Source organism: Nocardia otitidiscaviarum NBRC 14405 (assembly GCF_000308635.1).
GTDB lineage: Bacteria > Actinomycetota > Actinomycetes > Mycobacteriales > Mycobacteriaceae > Nocardia > Nocardia otitidiscaviarum.
This window is the reverse complement of the sequence record NZ_BAGD01000061.1, coordinates 142,240-160,131: the sequence shown is the minus strand read 5'-3', so window position 1 is coordinate 160,131 and position 17,892 is coordinate 142,240. Positions and strand designations below refer to the sequence as shown.

The window sequence follows — 17,892 nt, the reverse complement described above, 5'->3', positions numbered from 1 at the left end:
ACGACATCCGAAAGGTTCACCATGAGTGAGAAGATCGCCATCCGCACCACCGCCGCGCCCGCGCCCGCGCACACCTTCTCGCAGGGGGTGCGCAAGGGGCCGTTCGTGCAGGTATCCGGGCAGGGGCCGGTGGATCCGGTCACCAACGAGTACCTGTACCCCGGCGATGTCGCCGCCCAGACCACCCGCACCCTCGACAACGTGAAGGCCATCGTGGAGGCCGGTGGCGCGAGCTTCGACGATGTGGTGATGCTGCGCGTCTACCTCACCAAGCGCGAGGATTTCGCGATCATGAACGACGCCTACGGGGCCTTCGTCACCGCGCACACCACCGGTGATGTGCTGCCCGCGCGCACCACGGTGTTCACCGGTCTGCCGCGCGCGGAGATGTTGGTGGAGATAGACGCGGTGGCGATCGTCAGCGCGTGATGCCGAGACTGGCCGCGACCCAGGCGGAGAGGGTCGCGGCCCACTCCGGTTGCGCCACCACCTCGTTGTGGCCCGCGCCCGGAAACACCACGAGCCGTTTGGGTTCCGGCGCGGCCGCGTACAACTGCTCCCCCATGCGCAGTGGCAGTAGTTCGTCGTTGTCGCCGTGCATGATCAGCACCGGCGCACGCAGGTTGCGGATGCGGCGCAGACTCGGGTAGGCGTCGGGCACGAAGAGCTTCGGCAGGATCGGGTAGACCGCCGCGGCCGCGTCCCGCAATCCGGTGAAGGTGGAGATGAGCACCAGCGCGGCGGGCGGATAGGCGGTGGCCAGTTCCAGCAGCACCGCGCCGCCCAGCGACTTGCCCAGGTAGACAATCCGGTTCGGGTCCACCCCGGGCCGCTCCAGCAATGCCGTCCGGGCGGCCCGAGCGTCCAGGTAGGTGCCCTGTTCGCTCGGCCTGCCGGTACTGCGCCCGTATCCGCGATAGTCGAAGATCAGCACATCGAATCCGGCCCGCGACAGCAGCGCCAGAATCGGCGACCGGTCCCCGATATTCCCCGCGTTCCCGTGCGCGAACAGTATGTGCGCCACCGGTTCTCCCCGCGCGGGCACCCACCACGCGTCGATGGTCTCCCCATCCCCGGTCCGCAGCCGCAATTCCTCGTAATCGGTCCCGTACACCGCGGGCGTCAACTCGATCCGCCGCTGCTGCGGCAGGAACGTGAGCAGATTGAGCACGGGCCGGGCGGGATGCTGCATGGTCTCTTCCTACCAGCAGGTGGTGCATGCGATTCCGCTGCCCGCCGGAGTGTCCGCCGACACCGGTTCGGAGGTGTCGTCCGACACGCGGACGATGGGAACTTCGCACCCGCAAACAGTCTCGGAGCTGGTCAACCCGCAGATACGGTGTGGCTACCTCTTTTCGAGGGGGGTGGCGACCTGGCCTGATCCTCGTCGCCCCGCCAGAAAGGAGGTGGTGGGTCATGGGGAAGCACTCCCGCACACAGGAAACCCCGGTCAACTGGGCAGTAGTCTCGTTTGCCTCTGCTGCTGCAGTCGCCGGGGTCGTGTGCCTGATCCGACTGATACGTCGGTTTAGGTAACCCACACGGGTCGGGTGCCGTAGCAGCGGCACCTGACCCTCTCAGCCATCACACGGGGTGACGTCGTTCATGCTACGCGACCGCTGCGCGACACGACAGCGAAACGCGCAGAACATTGCAGGTCACCGCGATGACGACGGCCCGGATCCACGCGGATTCCGGGCCGTCGTCTGCCGTCGTCTGCCGATGTGTCAGCTGCGCAGCACCGCTCCCACCGCACCCGCCGCCGCGGTGACGGCGGCGTCGCGGGCGGCGCTGGCCTCGTCCTCGGTGAGGGTGCGGTCGGGGGCGCGGAAGCGCAGCGCGTAGGTGAGGGATTTGCGGCCCTCGCCCGCCTGCGCGCCCTCGTAGACGTCGAACAGGGCGATGTCCTCGAGCAGGTCGCCCGCACCGGTGCGCAGCGCGGATTCCACGGCGGCGGCCGGGGTCGATTTCTCGACGCTGACCGACACGTCCTGCAGGACCGCCGGGAAGGCGGAAACCACAGGGGCGGGCCGGTTCTCGCGCAACGGCAGGGCGTCCAGGTCGAGTTCCAGGGCGCAGGTGCGCGGGGGCAGACCCGAGCGCTCCAGCACCGCGGGGTGCAGTTCGCCCGCATGGCCGACCACGGTGCCGTCCACCACCAGTTCCGCGCAGCGGCCCGGATGCCACGGCAGGTACGCGGCGGTGCGCCGCTCGATCACGACTCCGGCGGCGTCGGCGATGGCGTCGACCAGTGCGAAGGCATCAGCCGCCTCGACCTGGCGGCCCTGCCCCCACGGGCCGCGCGGTTCGCGCTTACCGGTGAGCACGGCGGCGATGTGCACCGGCTGCTCGGGCAGCGAGCGCAGCAGGGTGCCGATCTCGTCCTCGGTGGGGCGACGGTCCACGGGCAGCGGATCGACGGCTCCGGTTTCGGCACCGGGCAGCACCACCTGGGCGATGCCGTAGATGGCGATATCCCGTGCGCCGCGCGAGATATTGCGACCGGCCACCTCCAGCAGTCCGGGCAGCAGGGTGGAGGCGAGGTCGGGGCGCTCGGCGTCGAGCGGGTTGAGCACCTTCAGCGTCTTGCGGCGCGAATCATCGGCGTCCAGGCCCCAGGTGTCGAAGACGGTGGCGGACATGAAGACCGGCGGCGGCACCTCCACGGCCCCGGAGAAGGCCAGCGCCTTGCTCACGGCGCGGCGGCGGCGCTGATCGGCGGTGAGGCCGCGCCCGGCGGGGGCGGTGGGCAGCACCGACGGGATCTTGTCCAGACCCTCGAGGCGCAGCACCTCCTCCACCAGATCGGCGGGCTGCACCAGATCCGGTCGCCAGCTCGGCGGGGTGACCACCAGCTGACCGTGGCCGGACTCGCTGACATCGACGTCCACGGCGCAGCCCACCTGCTGGAGGCGACGCGCGGAGGTGCCGGGCTCGTAGGTGACGCCCGCGGTGCGGTCGGCCAGATCCAGGTCCATGGCGATGGGTGCGGGGGCCCGGGTCGGCACCCGCACGTCGGTGAGCACGGATTCCACGGTGCCACCGGCGATCTCGGCCAACAGGGTGGCGGCCCGGTCCAGCGCGGCGAGATTCAGCTCCGGGTCCACCACGCGTTCGAAGCGGCGGCTCGCCTCCGAGCCCAGCTTGTGGCGGCGCGCGGTGCGGGCGATGGCGACCGGGTTCCAGGTCGCCGCCTCCAGGATCACGTCGGTGGTGGCGTCACCGACCTCGGTGCTGGCCCCGCCCATGATGCCCGCGAGCGAGATGACGCCCGAATCATCGGCGATCACCACGTCTTCGGCGTCGAGGACGCGTTCGGCCTCGTCCAGGGTGCGCAGCGTCTCGCCCTTGTTGGCACGGCGCACCACGAAACCGCCGGTGACCTTGGCGGCGTCGAAGGCGTGCAGCGGCTGGCCGAGTTCCAGCATGACGTAGTTGGTGACGTCGACCGCCGGGGAGATGGGCCGCACGCCCGAGAGCAGCAGTCGCCGCTGCAACCACCACGGGCTCACGGCCTTCGGGTCCACCCCGGTGACGCGGCGCACCGCGAACCGGGTGCACAGCGATTCCGGTTCGATCTTCACCGACCAGGCCGGTTCCTCGGCGTCGGGCAGCAGGCGTACGGCGGGATCGGCGTATTCCAGGTCGAACCCGCAGGCCAGTTCACGCGCCAGGCCGCGCGCCGAGAAGGCGTAGCCGCGGTCGGGGGTGATGGCCAGTTCGATGACGGTGTCGTCCAGGCCGAGCAGCTCATTGGCGTCGGTGCCCGGTTCGGCGGTGCCCGGTTCGAGCACCAGGATGCCGCTGTGGTCCTTGCCGATACCCAGTTCGGCGACCGAGCAGATCATGCCATTGCTGGTGTGCCCGTAGGTCTTCCGCGACGTGATCTGGAAGCCGCCGGGCAGCACGCCACCCGGCAGCACCACCACGACCAGGTCGCCGACTGCGAAATTCCGAGCGCCGCAGATGATCTCCTGCAACTCCGGATTGCCGACATCGACCTTGCAGAAGCGGATCGGCTTCTTGAACTCGGTCAGTTCGGTGATCTCGGCGACCCGGCCCACGACCAGGGGCTTGTCGATCTCGCCGCCGACCGGCCGCAGCCGATCGACCTCTTCGACCTCCAGCCCGACCCGGACGAAACCGGCGTCGAGTTCCTCCGGCGTCACCGACCACTCGCGGGTGGTCCGCCGCAGGATTTCCGTCAGCCACGACTGCGCTACTCGCACTTTTTCGCTTTCCTCGTTGGGTCGGGGATCAGGACTGGATGCCGAACGGCAGCGTGAACCGCACGTCGCCCTCGACGATGTCGCGCATATCGGGCAGGCCGTTGCGGAACTGCAGGGTCCGCTCCAGGCCCATGCCGAAGGCGAAACCGGAGTACACGTCGGGATCGATGCCGGAGGCGATGAGCACCTTCGGATTCACCATGCCGCAGCCGCCCCACTCGACCCAGCCCGGCCCGCCCTTCTTGTCCGGGAACCACACGTCCACCTCGGCGGACGGTTCGGTGAAGGGGAAGAAGCTGGGCCGCATGCGGGTGGTGGTGTCCGGGCCGAACAGCGCCCGCGCGAAGGCGTCCAGGGTGCCCTTGAGATGCGCCATGGTCAGACCCTTGTCCACGGCCAGACCCTCGATCTGCGAGAACACCGGGGTGTGGGTGGCGTCGAGCTCATCGGTGCGGAAGGTGCGCCCCGGGCACACCACGTAGATGGGCAGCTCGCGCGAGAGCATGGACCGCACCTGCACCGGCGAGGTGTGCGTGCGCAGCACCTGCCGCGAACCCTCCGGCGCGATGTGGAAGGTGTCCTGCATGGTGCGCGCCGGATGATCGGGCAGGAAGTTCAGGGCGTCGAAGTTGAAGTGCTCGGTCTCGACCTCCGGGCCCTCGGCGACCTCCCAGCCCATGCCGACGAACACATCGGCGACGCGCTCGGACAGCACGGTGATGGGGTGGCGCGCGCCGACCGCCGCGCGCGACGCGGGCAGCGTCACGTCGATGGTCTCGGCGACCAGCACGGCGGCATCGCGCTCGGCCAGCAGCTCCCGCTGCCGCGCCTCGAACGCCTGCGACACCCGCTGCCGGGCGACATTGACACGCTTGCCCGCGTCGGCCTTCTCCTCCTTGGGCAGGGTGCCCAGCGACCGCTGTGCCAGTGCGATGGGCGACCTACCGCCCATGTACTCGGTTTTCGCGGCCGCCAGTGCCTCCAGGTCGGCGGCCGCGGCAAACGCCTTCTCGGCTGCTTCCGCGGCGGCGGCGAGCGATTCCTCGCTCAATGCCGCGGTCTGCTCGGCACGGTCGATATCGTCGGCCACGATGTCCGTCTCTCCCCTGGGCTGGTACGAGTAGGGCGGATGCCCACCAAACATTCTTGCTGGTGGAATCCTAGGCGACGCACGCAGCCCATCTCACCCGCATTTGCCCGCGCCACGGCGGACGTGGCGCGGGACACCTACCGCGCGGGTGAACGCGGTGGTCGAGAGACGGTGGACGGTACCGGAAGCTCAGTTGCGCCCGGTCACATCCTGCGCGATCGCCGCGAGCCGGGTCTGGGCCGCGGAGACCACGCCGTGCCGATTCTTGTGCGCCTCCTCGTAGGCCACCACGGCGCGGACGTCGGCCGGTTCGGTCAACTCCTTGATGGCGGCGACGGCCTGGTTGACGTTCAACTCCTCGTAGTCGTCGATCGGCAGTTCGTCGGGGTCGAGCACGCCGGTGCTGGTGCGCAGGGCGTGCAGGGCGTCGGCGGCGCTGTCGGCGCCCTCCCGGCGGGCGACCCGCTCGGCCGTCTCCAGGGCGGCGTCACGGGAGGCCGAGATGGTCCGGACGGCGATATCACCGGCGTGCTGGCCGCGCTCGAGCAGGTCGCCGAGTGCGGGCGGGGTGGTGCGGAAGGTGTCCAGGGCGCGGTCGATGCCGCGCACCGACAGCGTGACCGGCACGTTGACCAGCCGCATCGTCGCACCCGTGGCCGCCTGCAGCGGGGTGCGGCGCAGGGCGGCCGGACCGCCCAGCGCGTCCTCGGCCAGCACGGTGGTCAACCACTCCACGGTGGCCGAATGCGCGGTGATCAGTCGATCCGCCAGCGCCACCACATCGGGCCGCCGCGCGGCGGTGGCCAGGGCCTTGATGTAGCGGGCGCGGTCGAGGAGCTGGTGTTCCAGGGCGAGGTCGCCGAGCAGCGCCTCGTCGAAGGGCTGCGCCTGTTCGACCAGCGCCTTGATCGCGGCGACGAGCCGACCGAGGAAGGGACCGACCAGCTGCGGCACGCCGCCGAGTTCGCGAATGGCGGATTCGATGGCCTCCACCCGGCGGCGGGCATTGTCGGCGTTCTCGGACAGTTCGCGGCGCACCGCGTCGGTCCGGGCCTGCGCGACACGGGTTTCGGCGATCTGGATCTCGGTGTCGGTCAGATCGCGGACGGTCCGCAGCTGGGCCAGCAGGATCGTGATGTCGCGTGTGCTCATGGTTTTCGTCCTTAGTCGCGTTGACATCGCATCGGCGCACCATTGCACCGCTCTGGTGACTACCCCGCTGTAGCGTCCGAAACGTCGTGCCGTGCCGCGGATCCGGCCCTATCGGCCGCCGGTGCGCGCCGGATAGCGATCTCGGAACACCGTCGCCGTGACCGGACGGCGGCCGGGATGGGCACGCCGCTCCGCGGGATAGCCCACCGACATGAGCAGGGCGATGGCGAGGTCGTCGCGATCCTCGATGCCGATAGCCTTCTTGACCGCATCCTCGTCCCAGCCGTTCATGGGCGAGGTGGCCAGGCCGAGTTCGGTGGCGGCGAGCATGGTGTAGGTGGCGGCGATCACGGCGTCCTTGACCGCGTATTCGCGCAGCAGGTCGCGCTCGGCCAGCGACTGCTGGAATCGGCTTGCCGCCGTGTCGAATCCGGAGATGAACTCCTCGGTCCACGCGCCATTGCGGCGGGCGAGGTCGAAGACGTCGGTGCGGTCGGCGCGCCACACCTGCGGTTCGGCGACGAAGACCAGCATGACGGGGGCCTCCTGCGGCTGCGGCTGCCCGTCGGTGGCCCGGACCAGATCCGCCCGGACCTCCGGATCGGTGACGACGACCAGCGAGCGGTCCTGGAGGTTCCAGCTGGAGGGGGCCTCCATGGCCAGTTCGGCCAGGGTGTCGAGAGCGGCGGCGGACACCGGGTCCGGGCGGTAGTGGCGAATGGTGCGGCGGGTACGGATGGCCGTGGCGACGGACATGATGTTGGTCATGTCTCTCACTATTGGAGAGTTACCGCCTTCCGGGAAGAAGGCACTAATTGGTGCGCTACTCTCCTACAGGTGACAACCCTGGTGGACTCGTCGGGACTGATCGCCGACTGCTATTCCGAGAAGTGCCCGACCCGACAGGTCCTCGACCACATCGCGGGCAAATGGACCGTGCTCATCGTGGACGCGCTCATGGAGCGCGGCACCATGCGCTACACCGACCTCAGCCGCCGCATCGGCGGGGTCTCGCAGAAGATGCTCACCCAGACGCTGCGCATGCTCGAAACCGACGGGTTCGTCACCCGCACCGTGCATCCCACCATTCCCCCGCGCGTCGAGTACGAACTCACCGCACTCGGCCGCAGCCTCGCGGAACCGATCGCGGCACTGCGAGACTGGGCCGAGCGGAATATCAACGAGATAGAGCGGGCGCGGCGGGCGCACGCCGCGCCCGAATGAGCGGGACCGCCACCCCGGCCGCCCAGAGTGCGACCGCGATGTAGACGATCTGCTCGGGCAGGCGGAACCACAGCGGTGTGGCCGGATCACCGTTGAGCGGAATGTCGTTCACCGCCACGTAGATGTTCGCGGGGGTCATGAGCACGAACAGCACGGCCAGGCCGATGCCCGCGACGCGGCGGGTACGGGTGACGATCAGCCCCAGCGCGCCGAGCAGTTCCAGGACCCCGGTCACGTAGACCAGGGCACCGGGGAACGGCAGGGCCGACGGGACCATGGTGGTCAGGTCGTCGTGGCTCGGCATCACATCGATGCTGTCGGGCGCGAAATGCGCCGCGCCGGTGAACATCAGCAGTACGGCCAGGCCGTGGGCGAAGGACACCCGCCAGGTGCTGAAGCGGCGGACGCCGAGTGCGCCCAGCAGGCGGAAGACCAGGGTCGGGACGACCATGAGCATGAGGGTTCCGAACATGAGACGCTCGCAATCGAATCGGTGGGCAGGGCGGGATCAGGCCGCGAATTCCGCGGCGGGGGTGCGTTCTTCGAGGAGCGCGGGGCGGGGGCGGCCGGGCAGCAGCAGGGCGATGAGCCCGCCGACCGCGACGATCGCCGCGCCGACCCACACGGCGGGCACCAGCCCGTCGGTGTAGGCGTCCGGACTCAGATACGAGCCGTAGGAGGAGAAGACCGACGCCAGCACCGCCACGCCCATGGCCACGCCGACCTCGCGAATGGTGTTGTTGGTGCCGGAGGCCATGCCCTGATCGGCGGGGTCGGCGCTGGCCATCACCACCGCCGAGGCGGGCGCGAAGGTCAGGCCCATACCGATACCGCCCAGCAGGAACGGCGGCACCAGGGCGGCGTAGGCGACGTCCCCGGTGGTGACCAGCGCCATCCAGGCCAGCGCCACCGCCAGGCACAGCTGGCCCACCGCGATGAGCACCCGCGCCCCCACCCGGTCGACGACGAGTCCGGCCAGCGGCGCCACCACCATCGGAGCCAGCGTCCACGGCAGCGTGCGGATACCGGATTCCAGCGGCGAGAGTCCCTGCACCACCTGGAAGAACTGCGCCAGCAGGAAGATCGAGCCGAAGACGCCGACGGAGAAGGCGAACAGGGTCGCGTTCACCGCACTGAACCCGCGCGAGCGGAACAGCCGCAACGGCAGCATGGGCTCGGGCGTCCGCCGCTCCCACAGCACGAACGACAGCAGCAGCACCGCACCGCCGACCAGTCCGGTGAGCACCCCGGCCGAGGTCCAGCCGTCGTCGGCTCCGTGGATCACGCCCCACACCACGGCGAGCACACCACCGGCCGAGAGCACCAGTCCCAGTACATCCGAACGCCGTGCGCCGCCGAAGGATTCGCGCAGCGCCCAGGCCGCCAGCGGCAGCGCCAGCAGTCCGACGGGCACATTGATCCAGAAGATCCACTGCCAGCTCAGTCCGTCCACCACGGCGCCGCCCACCACCGGGCCGAGTGCGACACCGAGGCCGGAGATGCCGCCCCAGATGCCGATGGCGGCGCTGCGCATCCGTTCCGGGACCGCCGCCGACAGCAGGGTCAGCGACAGCGGCATCACCGCCGCCGCCCCGAAGCCCTGGATCGCCCGAGACAGGATCAGCATCCACGGTTCGGTGGCCAGCGCACAGGCCGCCGAGGCGAGGGTGAACAGCGTGATACCGGCCAGGAAGACGCGGCGGCGGCCCAGCCGGTCGCCGAGGGCCGAGGCGGTGAGCAGCAGCGTCGCGAACGACAGCGTGTAGGCGTTCACGAACCACTGCAGGTCGGTCAGGGATGCGCCGAGTTCGGCGCGGATGACCGGCAGCGCATTGGTCACCACGAGGTTGTCGAGCGTGACCATGAACATGGGAATTCCGACCGCGGCCAGGACCGCGGCGAGCGGGCGGGGTGACGCCGGGGGCGCGACGGCCGGGGCGGTGGTGAGGGTGGAGGACATACCCGAGATCCTTAAGTTGTTATCCACTGATAACTTACTGCCGAAAGAGTATGCATCCGCTGATAACATGTCAAGGCATACCGAGACGGAGGAGATGGCGGATATGACCAGGACCCGGATGACGGCGAGCGAACGCGGCGAACAGGTGCTCACCGCGGCGATCGGAGCCTTCGCCGAATCCGGTTACGCCGCGACCAGAACCGATGAGATCGCGCGCCGCGCGGGCGTCTCACAGCCGTATGTGATCCGCCTGTTCGGCGGTAAGCGACAGCTGTTCCTGGCGGCGCTGCAGCGCGTGTGCGACCGCATCGAGGAGATCTTCCGCACCGCCGCCGCAGCAGCCGTACCCGACGCCGCACCCGCCGAACGCCTGGCCACCATGGGCGAGGCGTTCCACACCTTTCTCGCCGAACGCGAACTCGGCCTGGTGCTGCTGCACGGCTTCGCCGCCAGCTCCGATCCGGAGATCGGCACCGCGACCCGCGACCGCTACGGCCGGATGTACTACCTGGTCCGCGACCTCACCGGCGCGTCGGTGGCCGAGACCCGCCGCTTCATGGCCACCGGCATGCTTCTCATCGACATGGCCGCCATGGGAGCCATCACCGGGGACGGCTTCGGCACCGAGTGGGCCGCCGAGATCGTCACCGACCTCGCCGAACACGACGACTGATCGGCATCGCGGGATTCCGGTGCGCGGACAGCGCCCTTGGCGGCCGATCCTGGTCGGCCCCATACACATCCGCCACCGCGGCGGGCACCGAGCCCTGGACCGGCGGCGCTGCATGTGCCGAACCCATGGCACCCGTGCCGGATGTTCACCCGCTGTGCTGGACCCGGGCGCTCGCGTAGAGGCAGATGGCCGCGGCGGCGGCCAGATTGAGGCTTTCGGCACGGCCGTGGATGGGAATGCGCACCCGGTGGGTGGCGCGGGCGGCGACGGCGCGGTCCAGGCCGTGCGCCTCGTTGCCGAACAGCCAGGCGACGGGGCCGCGCAGGATGTCGTCGGCGTCGTCGAGGTCCACCTCGCCGCGGGCGGTGGTGGCCAGGACGGCGATACCGGCCGCCTCCAGCGCGTCGAGGGTGGCATCGATATCGCGTTCACGGGCGACGGGGACGTGGAAAAGGCTTCCGGCGCAGGCGCGGACGCATTTGCCGTTGTGCGGGTCCACCGAATCACCGGCCAGGACCACACCATTCGCGCCGACCGCGTCGGCGACCCGGATGAGGGTGCCCGCATTGCCGGGGTCGGCCATCGCCACCGGCACCGCCAGCATGCGCGGCGACGCGTCCAATACGGTGCTCAACGGCACGTCGACCTGGCGGCAGACCGCGACCAGGCCGGGCGGGGTCACCGTCTCCCCCAACGTTTCCGCCGCGCGGTCGCTCACCAGCGTGGTGCGCACACCCGTCGCGGCCGCACCTGCGACCAGTTCGTGTTCGCGCCCGGCGGCCTTGGCGGAGTAGAAGAGTTCCTCGACGCGCCCGGTATCCAGCGCCGCCGCCACCGAGTTGGCCCCCTCGGCGAGGAAGAGCCCGGTCTTGCGGCGGGTGTGGGCGCGGTGCAGTTTCACGGCGGCGACGACCCGCGAGTTGCGCCAGTCGATCGCTTCAGCGGTCACGGCTGCCCCGTCCTTTCTCACCCGTCGACAGTGACAAAGCGACGACCCGCGGAATGCGCTCGAAGAGCGCGTCCACGGGTCGTCGCGAGAATTCGGTTGTCACGCAGCCGCGAATCAGGCGGCGGGGGCGTTGACATCCTCCGGCAGCGCGGCCTTGGCCACGGCCACCAGACCGGCGAACGCCTCGGCATCGGAGACGGCGATCTCGGCGAGGTTCTTGCGGTCCACCTCGACACCGGCGGCCTTCAGGCCCTGGATGAAGCGGTTGTAGGTGATGTCGTTCAGACGCGCGGCGGCGTTGATACGAGCGATCCACAGCTTGCGGAAGTCACCCTTGCGCGCGCGGCGGTCGCGGTAGGCGTAGGTGAGCGAGTGCAGCTGCTGTTCCTTGGCCTTGCGGTACAGCCGCGAGCGCTGGCCGCGGTAGCCCTTGCTGGCCTCGAGGATGGAACGGCGCTTCTTCTGAGCGTTGACGGCCCTTTTGACGCGTGCCACTTGTCAGTCCTTGTTCGAATCGTGGGCGCTGCGGTCGCGCCCGGAGTTGGTCGGTTGAAAGCGTCCGTAAACGGATCGCGGATGGCTGCCTCAGCCGGAGATCAGAGGCCGAGCAGCTTCTTGACGCGAGCGACGTCCGCCTTGGCGACGACCTCCACGCCGTCCAGACGACGAGTCCGACGGGTGGGCTTGTGCTCGAGCAGGTGGCGGCGGTTCGCCTGCTGACGCAGCAGCTTGCCCTTGCCCGACAGCTTGAAACGCTTCGACGCGCCGCTGTGGCTCTTCATCTTCGGCATGGAATCCTCGTATCTGTCTCATACCGGCGGAACACAGACGTGTCCCACCGGTGCTACCTGAATCGTTCGTTACTGCGGTTTGTCCGCCTGCGCCGGAGCCGGCGCGTCGGCGGAGGCCGCAGGGGTGGAGCTCGGCGCGCTGCCGGCCTGAGCCGTCTTCTGCGCCTGCACCCGCGTCTTCGCACCCTTGTGCGGCGCGAGGACCATCGTCATATTCCGGCCGTCCTGCTTGGCCGAGGTCTCGACGTAACCGAATTCAGCGACGTCGGAGGCCAGCCGCTGGAGCAACCGGTAACCGAGTTCCGGACGCGACTGCTCGCGGCCGCGGAACATGATCGTCACTTTGACCTTCGAACCCGCCTGCAGGAACCGAAGGACGTGACCCTTCTTGGTCTCGTAGTCGTGATCGTCGATCTTCGGACGGAGCTTCTGCTCCTTGATCACGGTCTGCTGCTGGTTCTTCCGCGACTCGCGCGCCTTCTGCGCGGTCTCGTACTTGAACTTGCCGTAGTCCATGATCTTGCAGACCGGCGGGCGCGCGTCCGGTGCGACCTCGACGAGGTCGAGGTCCGCCTCCATGGCGACGCGAAGTGCATCTTCAACACGCACGATCCCAACCTGCTCACCCCCCGGTCCGATGAGTCGGACCTCCGGGACGCGGATGCGATCGTTGATGCGGGTCTCAGTGCTGATGGGGCCTCCTAGGTCAAGCGGTGTCGTCCAACGACCGCAAACGCTTAAACTGCAACCCCAATTTCAACACGAAAGCCCCGTGTCGGTATTTCTCCAACACGGGGCCCGAGTCGACCGGCCTGCGACGCAAACAGCTCGCATCGCACCTGTGCAGGAAAAATCCCACACGAGGAACCCATCAGAAAAAGATGGGCGACCGGACCGTCGAGCCTGGCAGTGACCGGCTGACGGTGGGAGTCGGGCTCCACTTGAAGCCCCGGGTCGATCGCAGGAACCGATCCGGGACGGTCGTCGCAGGTCAGTCTAACAGCTGCGGCACGATCCGCCGAATCGGTCCCCCCGAGACCATTGACAAGCCGCTCGGTGCCATGCTCATAGCCATGAGCGAGGCGACTGCTAATCCGGAATCGGACCTCATCGACGGCGAGTTGAGCGTACGCGAGCTGGCCGAGATCCCGGCCGTCGAGGTCATCAGCCGGGCCGCGGTCATGCTGATGAGCTCCGCCGCGGAGAAGCTGGGACTCGGCGAGGCCGATCCCGCCGCCAGCCCGCACCTCGATCTGGACGAGGCGCGCCGCGTCATCACCGCCCTCGCGGGCCTGGTGACCGCCTCGGTCGAATACCTGGGCCCGCACGCCGGCCCCATTCGCGACGGACTCCAGTCACTGCAGCGCGCCTTCCGCGAAGCCTCCGAACATCCCGACGCTCCGGGTGCGGGGCCGGGCGAGAAGTACACCGGCCCGGTGTACTGACCGCGCCCGCCGCGGCGGTAGCCCAGCGGTTGCGAGATGCACCGGAGGTCAGCCTCTTCGACGAGTTGACGCATATCGAGGCCGACTACCTCGACCTACCCACGGGCCACCGACCGATGTTCTCGCGTCCGAAGGATCTCGCCGAGCTGATTCACGGAATTGCCGACCGATGAGCCGCGATTAACACTTCCCGCGATCGAATCGATTGTCAGACGGCACCGCCACCGCGGCGGCGCTGAGCGTTGCCTGATATTTGCCAGTCGACGGCACAAGTGTGAAACAGCAACTATGAACATGGTTGCCTGGGAATAGTTCTCGCTGCACTTCCGACTCGATATGCGTAATGTCTTGCGCGGCCTATGATCGTGCCCGGCCTGTGCCAGGCCCGGACATAGGACGCAAACCGCTCGGGCAGTCCACTGCCCACCAACCGGGTCGTACGAGAACTCTCAACGGGGGTTGAACATGATTGAACTGTTGACGCGCCAGCGGACACCGCGCCGCTCGCGCACACGGGCCGGGATCGCCCCGGTCGTGCTGGCGGCCTCGGTCGTCGCCGCACTGGTCTCGGGCTGCTCCAGCGGCTCCGATGATCCCGCCACCACCGCGGCCACCCCGCCGCCGACCGAACTGCCCGACGGCGCGCAGATCGTGCAGGAATCCGCCCGCACCACCCAGACCCTGCAGTCGGTGCACCTCACCCTGAACGTGAACAACATCCCGAACCTGCCGGTGGAGATGGTGGACGCGGATGTCACCAACCAGCCCGAGGGCTCGGGGCAGGCCATGGGTGAGGCCAAGGTCCGCACCGCGGAGAACGAGCCCTTCATCGAGACCAAGTTCCTGGTCGTCGACAAGACCCTGTACGCGGCGCAGGACGGCGTGAAGTACGCCCCCGTCGGCCCCGCCGAGAAGATGTACGACCCCGGCGTCATCCTCGACAAGGACAAGGGTCTGGCCAATGCCATTGCGCAGGTGCAGAACCCGCAGGTCCAGGGACGGGAGAAGGTCAACGGCGTCGATACCGTGAAGGTCACCGGCACCATCAGCGGGTCGGTCATCGATCCGATCGTGCCGCGCGTCGGCGACGGCGTCGGCGAACTCCCGATCACCCTGTGGATCCAGGACGTCGCACCGCCCACCACCTCCGCCGCTCCCCTGCCCTCCACCGCCGCCTCGCCCGGCACCGGACCGAATCTGATCAAGGCCGAGGTCACCAAGGATCAGGGCAGCATCGAGCTGGAACTGTCGGACCACGGCAAGCCCGTCACCGTCGCCAAGCCCGCGGGCTGACGGCGGACACGAGCCCACGCTCGTGGATCGGAACCGGTCCGGGAAAGCGCCAGGGCGGCAAGGATTGCCGTCGCGCGCCCCGGACCGGCTGTCGTTCCCGGGTCCGGCGAGCGACACTCCGCTCGCGACCCGATGAGATATGAGACTCGCGAATCCCGGCACGGCCGGTTACGTATTCGGCCCGGGCGGCGATATCTGTGCGAACCGCACGTCCCGTCCGGCCCGCTGTAAGAGATTGTTCAGTGGAATGCAAGGCGCGGCAAGGACGATACGGTCCGAAGGCTATCGACTTGCTCGCGCGCGTGGAGGAATGACATGACCGACCGCCCAGACGTAGAGGAGCGGGAATTCCGTCGTCCTCCCCGTCCCGAGGGCCCGCCTCCGGTCTCCAATGTGTGGGTGTACAACGGTCGAGCCTACGACCTCAGCGACTGGATTTCCAAGCATCCGGGCGGCGAGTTCTTCATCGGCCGCACCAAGAATCGGGATATCACGTCGATTGTCGGTTCCTATCACAAGAATCCGGAAGGAATCGCCAAACTCATCGAGCGCTACGCACTCGACCGCGAAGCGCTGCCCGAGGACATCCATCCGAAGGCCAACGCGCCCGACTTCCTGTTCAAGGAGGGCTTCGACAGCTGGCGCGACACCCCGAAATATCGCTTCGACAACAAGGACGACCTCCTCCACAAGGTGAAGGCGCGGCTCAAGGATCCCGAGCTGGCGGCCCGCATCAAGCGGATGGACCGGTACTTCGACATCGTCGTCGCACTGTTGGCCGTCGCCTACTTCGCCGTACAGGGTCTGCGGCTGTGGGATACCGGCTGGATGCCGTTGCCGCTGTTCGTCGTGCTGATGGTGCTGCTGCGCAGTTCGCTGGCGGGCTTCGGCCACTACGCCATCCACCGTGCCCAGAAGGGCATGAACAAGATCTACACGAATGCCTTCGACCTCAACTACGTCGCGCTGGCCTTCGTGACCGCGGACGGTCACGCCCTGCTGCACCACCCGCACACCCAGAGTGAAGTCGATATCAAGAAGAACGTCTTCACCATGATGATGCAGGTCCCGCGGCTGTACCGGGTGCCCGTGCACACCGTGCACAAGTTCGGGCACACCGTCACCGGCATGATCATGCGCCTGCTCGACGTCTGCCGCCTCACCCGCAAGGTGGGCATCAAGGACATGTACGGCACCTGGGGCGGCGCGCTGCCGCACTTCATCGGCTCGTTCGGGGTGCGGTTCCTGCTGGTCGGTGAGCTGGTGGTGTTCACCCTGGCGGGCGACTTCTGGGCCTGGGCACTGCAATTCGTGATCACGCTGTGGATCAGCACCTTCCTGGTGGTGGCCAGCCACGACTTCGAGATGGAGACCGAGGAGATCGAGTCGAACACCGAGGACTGGGGCATCAACCAGCTCGAGCAGGCCTACGACCTGAAGGTGGTCGGAAACCGCTATGTCGACTGCTTCCTCTCCGCGGGATTGAGTTCGCATCGGGTGCATCACGTACTGCCCTATCAGCGCAGCGGATTCGCCAATATCGCCACCGAGGACGTTTTGCGCGAAGAGGCGGCGAAATTCGGAGTCGAATGGCTGCCCGCCAAGAGCTTCTTCACCGATCGCTTTCCCAAACAGATTCGCACCTACATCCTCGCGCCGTCGGACGAGGCGAAGGACAAGAAGTGGGGCCTGGTGCGGGAGCACTGTTCACCGTCGGCCTTCAAAACCTGCGGAATCTACATGGTCCAGGGTTTCACCGGAATCGGAACGGTCTGAACCGATTCCGTTGCGGGCGATCACGTCACTGTTCGGCACGGGGGCCGATCGCCCGATTCTTATCGAAAGAAGGGGAGAATTTCGTGTCCGTCACCATCGACGAGGGGGGCATCGAACCCACGGGGGCCATTTCCCACCGTAGCGAGGGCGAAGGGTTCGCCTACGATCTCGTGCACATGCTACCCACCCCGCCGACCACGGTCGGCGTGATCGAGGGCATCGCGACCGGGTCGCCGAGCGGGGTCTTCGATCAAGCCGAGGCGGCCGGTAGGGTGGCGGAACTGTTCGCCGATCCCGCTCAGCGGGCTCGCATTCCACGCGTCTACCAGAAGACCCGCATCGACACCCGCCACCTCGTGGTCGATCCGCTCGACGATCGGTTCCTGCCCTTCAGCCGCCGCCCCGGCACCATCCGGGAGCGCATGGACCTGTTCTACGAGCACGCGGTGCCGCTGGCCGTCGACGTGGCCCGGCGCGCGCTGGCGGGGGTCGCGGATCCCGCCGCCGAGGTCGGCCAGCTCATCTTCGTGACCAGCACCGGCTTCATCGCGCCCGGCGTGGACGTGGCGGTGGTCAAGCAGCTGGGGTTGTCGCCGACGGTCGGGCGCATCGTGGTGAACTTCATGGGCTGCGCGGCCGCCATGAACGGCATTCGCACCGCCACCGATTACGTGCGGGCGCATCCGGACAAGAAGTCGCTGGTCATCTGTATCGAACTCAGTTCGGTGAACGCGGTTTTCGACGACGATGTCAACGACGTGATCATTCACAGCCTCTTCGGTGACGGCTGCGGGGCGGTGGTCATCGGCGCGAGTCAGGTGCACCAGCCGCTCGCACCCGGCCGGGTCGTCATCCGGGACAGTTTCAGTCAGCTGTTCGACGATGCCGAGGACGGCATCGTGCTGCGCGTCAACGACGACGGCATCACCTGCGAGCTGGCCGAGAGCCTGCCGCACTACATTCTGCGCGGCGTCGATCCGGTGGTCACCGAGGTACTGCACCGCAACGGCCTGCACAAGACCGATATCGACCTGTGGGCCATCCATCCGGGTGGGCCCAAGATCATCGAGGAATCCGCGCGCTCGCTGGGCATTCCGGTCGAGCGGGCGGAGCTGAGCTGGAATGTGCTCGCCGAGTACGGCAATATGCTCAGCGTCTCGCTGATCTTCGTGCTGGAGCGGATGATCCAGCAGTCCGAGACCGCCGCCCCGATCTCCACCGGGGTGGCCTTCTCCTTCGCGCCGGGTGTCACCCTCGAAGGGTTGATCTTCGACATCATCCGCCACTGATCGACCTCGTCGCTGTCGAAA

The 17,892-nt window shown here is 68.1% G+C and carries 18 protein-coding genes; 7 read left to right on the top strand and 11 right to left on the bottom strand.

The features are described from left to right. Positions 1–21: 21 nt before the first annotated feature. Complete coding sequence (locus tag ON31_RS11940) at positions 22–429, top strand: RidA family protein (protein WP_029928933.1); 408 nt, start codon at positions 22–24, stop codon at positions 427–429. Here the strand turns inward: ON31_RS11940 and ON31_RS11935 are convergent. The 5 genes from ON31_RS11935 to ON31_RS11915 all read right to left on the bottom strand — a co-directional run bounded on the left by ON31_RS11935 (position 419) and on the right by ON31_RS11915 (position 7,239). Beyond that, on the bottom strand, positions 419–1,192 hold the full coding sequence (locus ON31_RS11935; RefSeq protein ID WP_039812773.1) for an alpha/beta hydrolase: 774 nt from the start codon (positions 1,190–1,192) through the stop codon (positions 419–421). The genes ON31_RS11940 and ON31_RS11935 overlap by 11 nt on opposite strands. Positions 1,193–1,727: 535 nt before the next feature. After that, a complete protein-coding gene (gene pheT, locus ON31_RS11930) occupies positions 1,728–4,229 on the bottom strand; it encodes a phenylalanine--tRNA ligase subunit beta (protein WP_039812771.1) in 2,502 nt (833 codons plus the stop codon). Positions 4,230–4,257: 28 nt separating this feature from the next. Further along, positions 4,258–5,319, bottom strand: coding sequence for a phenylalanine--tRNA ligase subunit alpha (gene pheS, locus ON31_RS11925; RefSeq protein ID WP_051037118.1), 1,062 nt, complete (start codon positions 5,317–5,319; stop codon positions 4,258–4,260). Positions 5,320–5,508: 189 nt separating this feature from the next. Beyond that, positions 5,509–6,471: a DUF8129 domain-containing protein gene (locus ON31_RS11920; protein ID WP_039812768.1), complete on the bottom strand. Its 963-nt coding sequence runs from the start codon at positions 6,469–6,471 to the stop codon at positions 5,509–5,511. 108 nt (positions 6,472–6,579) lie between these two features. Next, positions 6,580–7,239: a nitroreductase family protein gene (locus ON31_RS11915; protein ID WP_039812765.1), complete on the bottom strand. Its 660-nt coding sequence runs from the start codon at positions 7,237–7,239 to the stop codon at positions 6,580–6,582. A gap of 69 nt (positions 7,240–7,308) precedes the next feature. Between ON31_RS11915 and ON31_RS11910 the strand changes: the two genes are divergently transcribed. Then, positions 7,309–7,695 (top strand): winged helix-turn-helix transcriptional regulator, encoded by a 387-nt coding sequence (locus ON31_RS11910; protein WP_029928943.1) that lies wholly within the window; start codon positions 7,309–7,311, stop codon positions 7,693–7,695. On the opposite strand, the gene ON31_RS11905 is transcribed toward ON31_RS11910, so the two are convergent. Together ON31_RS11905 and ON31_RS11900 are read right to left on the bottom strand one after the other, a co-directional pair. Then, a complete protein-coding gene (locus ON31_RS11905; RefSeq protein ID WP_051037117.1) occupies positions 7,649–8,167 on the bottom strand; it encodes a DoxX family protein in 519 nt (172 codons plus the stop codon). The two genes, ON31_RS11910 and ON31_RS11905, sit on opposite strands and share 47 nt — an antisense overlap. A 36-nt stretch (positions 8,168–8,203) precedes the next feature. Then, the gene (locus ON31_RS11900; RefSeq protein WP_051037116.1) at positions 8,204–9,655 is read right to left on the bottom strand and encodes an MFS transporter; all 1,452 of its coding nucleotides are present in this window, start codon (positions 9,653–9,655) and stop codon (positions 8,204–8,206) included. A gap of 67 nt (positions 9,656–9,722) precedes the next feature. Between ON31_RS11900 and ON31_RS11895 the strand changes: the two genes are divergently transcribed. Further along, a complete protein-coding gene (locus ON31_RS11895; protein WP_255222065.1) occupies positions 9,723–10,328 on the top strand; it encodes a TetR/AcrR family transcriptional regulator in 606 nt (201 codons plus the stop codon). A gap of 145 nt (positions 10,329–10,473) precedes the next feature. Here ON31_RS11895 and ON31_RS11890 read toward each other — a convergent pair whose 3' ends face one another. From ON31_RS11890 to infC, 4 genes are all read right to left on the bottom strand, one after another. After that, positions 10,474–11,277, bottom strand: coding sequence for a TrmH family RNA methyltransferase (locus tag ON31_RS11890; RefSeq protein WP_039812763.1), 804 nt, complete (start codon positions 11,275–11,277; stop codon positions 10,474–10,476). Positions 11,278–11,391: 114 nt separating this feature from the next. Beyond that, positions 11,392–11,772, bottom strand: a complete 381-nt coding sequence (gene rplT, locus ON31_RS11885) for a 50S ribosomal protein L20 (RefSeq protein ID WP_029928952.1) — start codon at positions 11,770–11,772, stop codon at positions 11,392–11,394. 101 nt (positions 11,773–11,873) lie between these two features. Next, positions 11,874–12,068 carry a 50S ribosomal protein L35 gene (gene rpmI / locus ON31_RS11880; RefSeq protein ID WP_029928954.1) on the bottom strand — a complete coding sequence of 65 codons (195 nt, stop codon included), beginning with the start codon at positions 12,066–12,068 and terminating at the stop codon, positions 11,874–11,876. Between the two features lie 69 nt (positions 12,069–12,137). Next, entirely contained in the window at positions 12,138–12,761 is a 624-nt protein-coding gene (infC, locus tag ON31_RS11875; RefSeq protein WP_081592384.1) for a translation initiation factor IF-3, read from the bottom strand. Between the two features lie 380 nt (positions 12,762–13,141). On the opposite strand from infC, the gene ON31_RS11870 reads away from it, so the two are divergent. The 4 genes from ON31_RS11870 to ON31_RS11855 all read left to right on the top strand — a co-directional run bounded on the left by ON31_RS11870 (position 13,142) and on the right by ON31_RS11855 (position 17,871). Then, positions 13,142–13,513, top strand: a complete 372-nt coding sequence (locus tag ON31_RS11870; protein ID WP_029928958.1) for a DUF1844 domain-containing protein — start codon at positions 13,142–13,144, stop codon at positions 13,511–13,513. Positions 13,514–13,978: 465 nt separating this feature from the next. Beyond that, the gene (locus ON31_RS11865; RefSeq protein WP_039812758.1) at positions 13,979–14,806 is read left to right on the top strand and encodes an LppX_LprAFG lipoprotein; all 828 of its coding nucleotides are present in this window, start codon (positions 13,979–13,981) and stop codon (positions 14,804–14,806) included. 315 nt (positions 14,807–15,121) lie between these two features. Further along, positions 15,122–16,582 (top strand): fatty acid desaturase, encoded by a 1,461-nt coding sequence (locus ON31_RS11860; protein WP_029928962.1) that lies wholly within the window; start codon positions 15,122–15,124, stop codon positions 16,580–16,582. A gap of 176 nt (positions 16,583–16,758) precedes the next feature. Further along, entirely contained in the window at positions 16,759–17,871 is a 1,113-nt protein-coding gene (locus tag ON31_RS11855; protein WP_081592392.1) for a type III polyketide synthase, read from the top strand. Positions 17,872–17,892: the final 21 nt, after the last annotated feature.

Coding starts and splice junctions, on each gene's coding strand:
- ON31_RS11940 (WP_029928933.1), top strand. CDS start 22: ATGAGTGAGAAGATCGCCATCCGCACCACCGCCGCGCCCGCGCCCGCG.
- ON31_RS11935 (WP_039812773.1), bottom strand. CDS start 1,192: ATGCAGCATCCCGCCCGGCCCGTGCTCAATCTGCTCACGTTCCTGCCG.
- ON31_RS11920 (WP_039812768.1), bottom strand. CDS start 6,471: ATGAGCACACGCGACATCACGATCCTGCTGGCCCAGCTGCGGACCGTC.
- ON31_RS11915 (WP_039812765.1), bottom strand. CDS start 7,239: ATGACCAACATCATGTCCGTCGCCACGGCCATCCGTACCCGCCGCACC.
- ON31_RS11905 (WP_051037117.1), bottom strand. CDS start 8,167: ATGTTCGGAACCCTCATGCTCATGGTCGTCCCGACCCTGGTCTTCCGC.
- ON31_RS11900 (WP_051037116.1), bottom strand. CDS start 9,655: ATGTCCTCCACCCTCACCACCGCCCCGGCCGTCGCGCCCCCGGCGTCA.
- ON31_RS11895 (WP_255222065.1), top strand. CDS start 9,723: ATGTCAAGGCATACCGAGACGGAGGAGATGGCGGATATGACCAGGACC.
- rpmI (WP_029928954.1), bottom strand. CDS start 12,068: ATGCCGAAGATGAAGAGCCACAGCGGCGCGTCGAAGCGTTTCAAGCTG.
- ON31_RS11870 (WP_029928958.1), top strand. CDS start 13,142: ATGAGCGAGGCGACTGCTAATCCGGAATCGGACCTCATCGACGGCGAG.
- ON31_RS11865 (WP_039812758.1), top strand. CDS start 13,979: ATGATTGAACTGTTGACGCGCCAGCGGACACCGCGCCGCTCGCGCACA.
- ON31_RS11860 (WP_029928962.1), top strand. CDS start 15,122: ATGACCGACCGCCCAGACGTAGAGGAGCGGGAATTCCGTCGTCCTCCC.
- ON31_RS11855 (WP_081592392.1), top strand. CDS start 16,759: ATGCTACCCACCCCGCCGACCACGGTCGGCGTGATCGAGGGCATCGCG.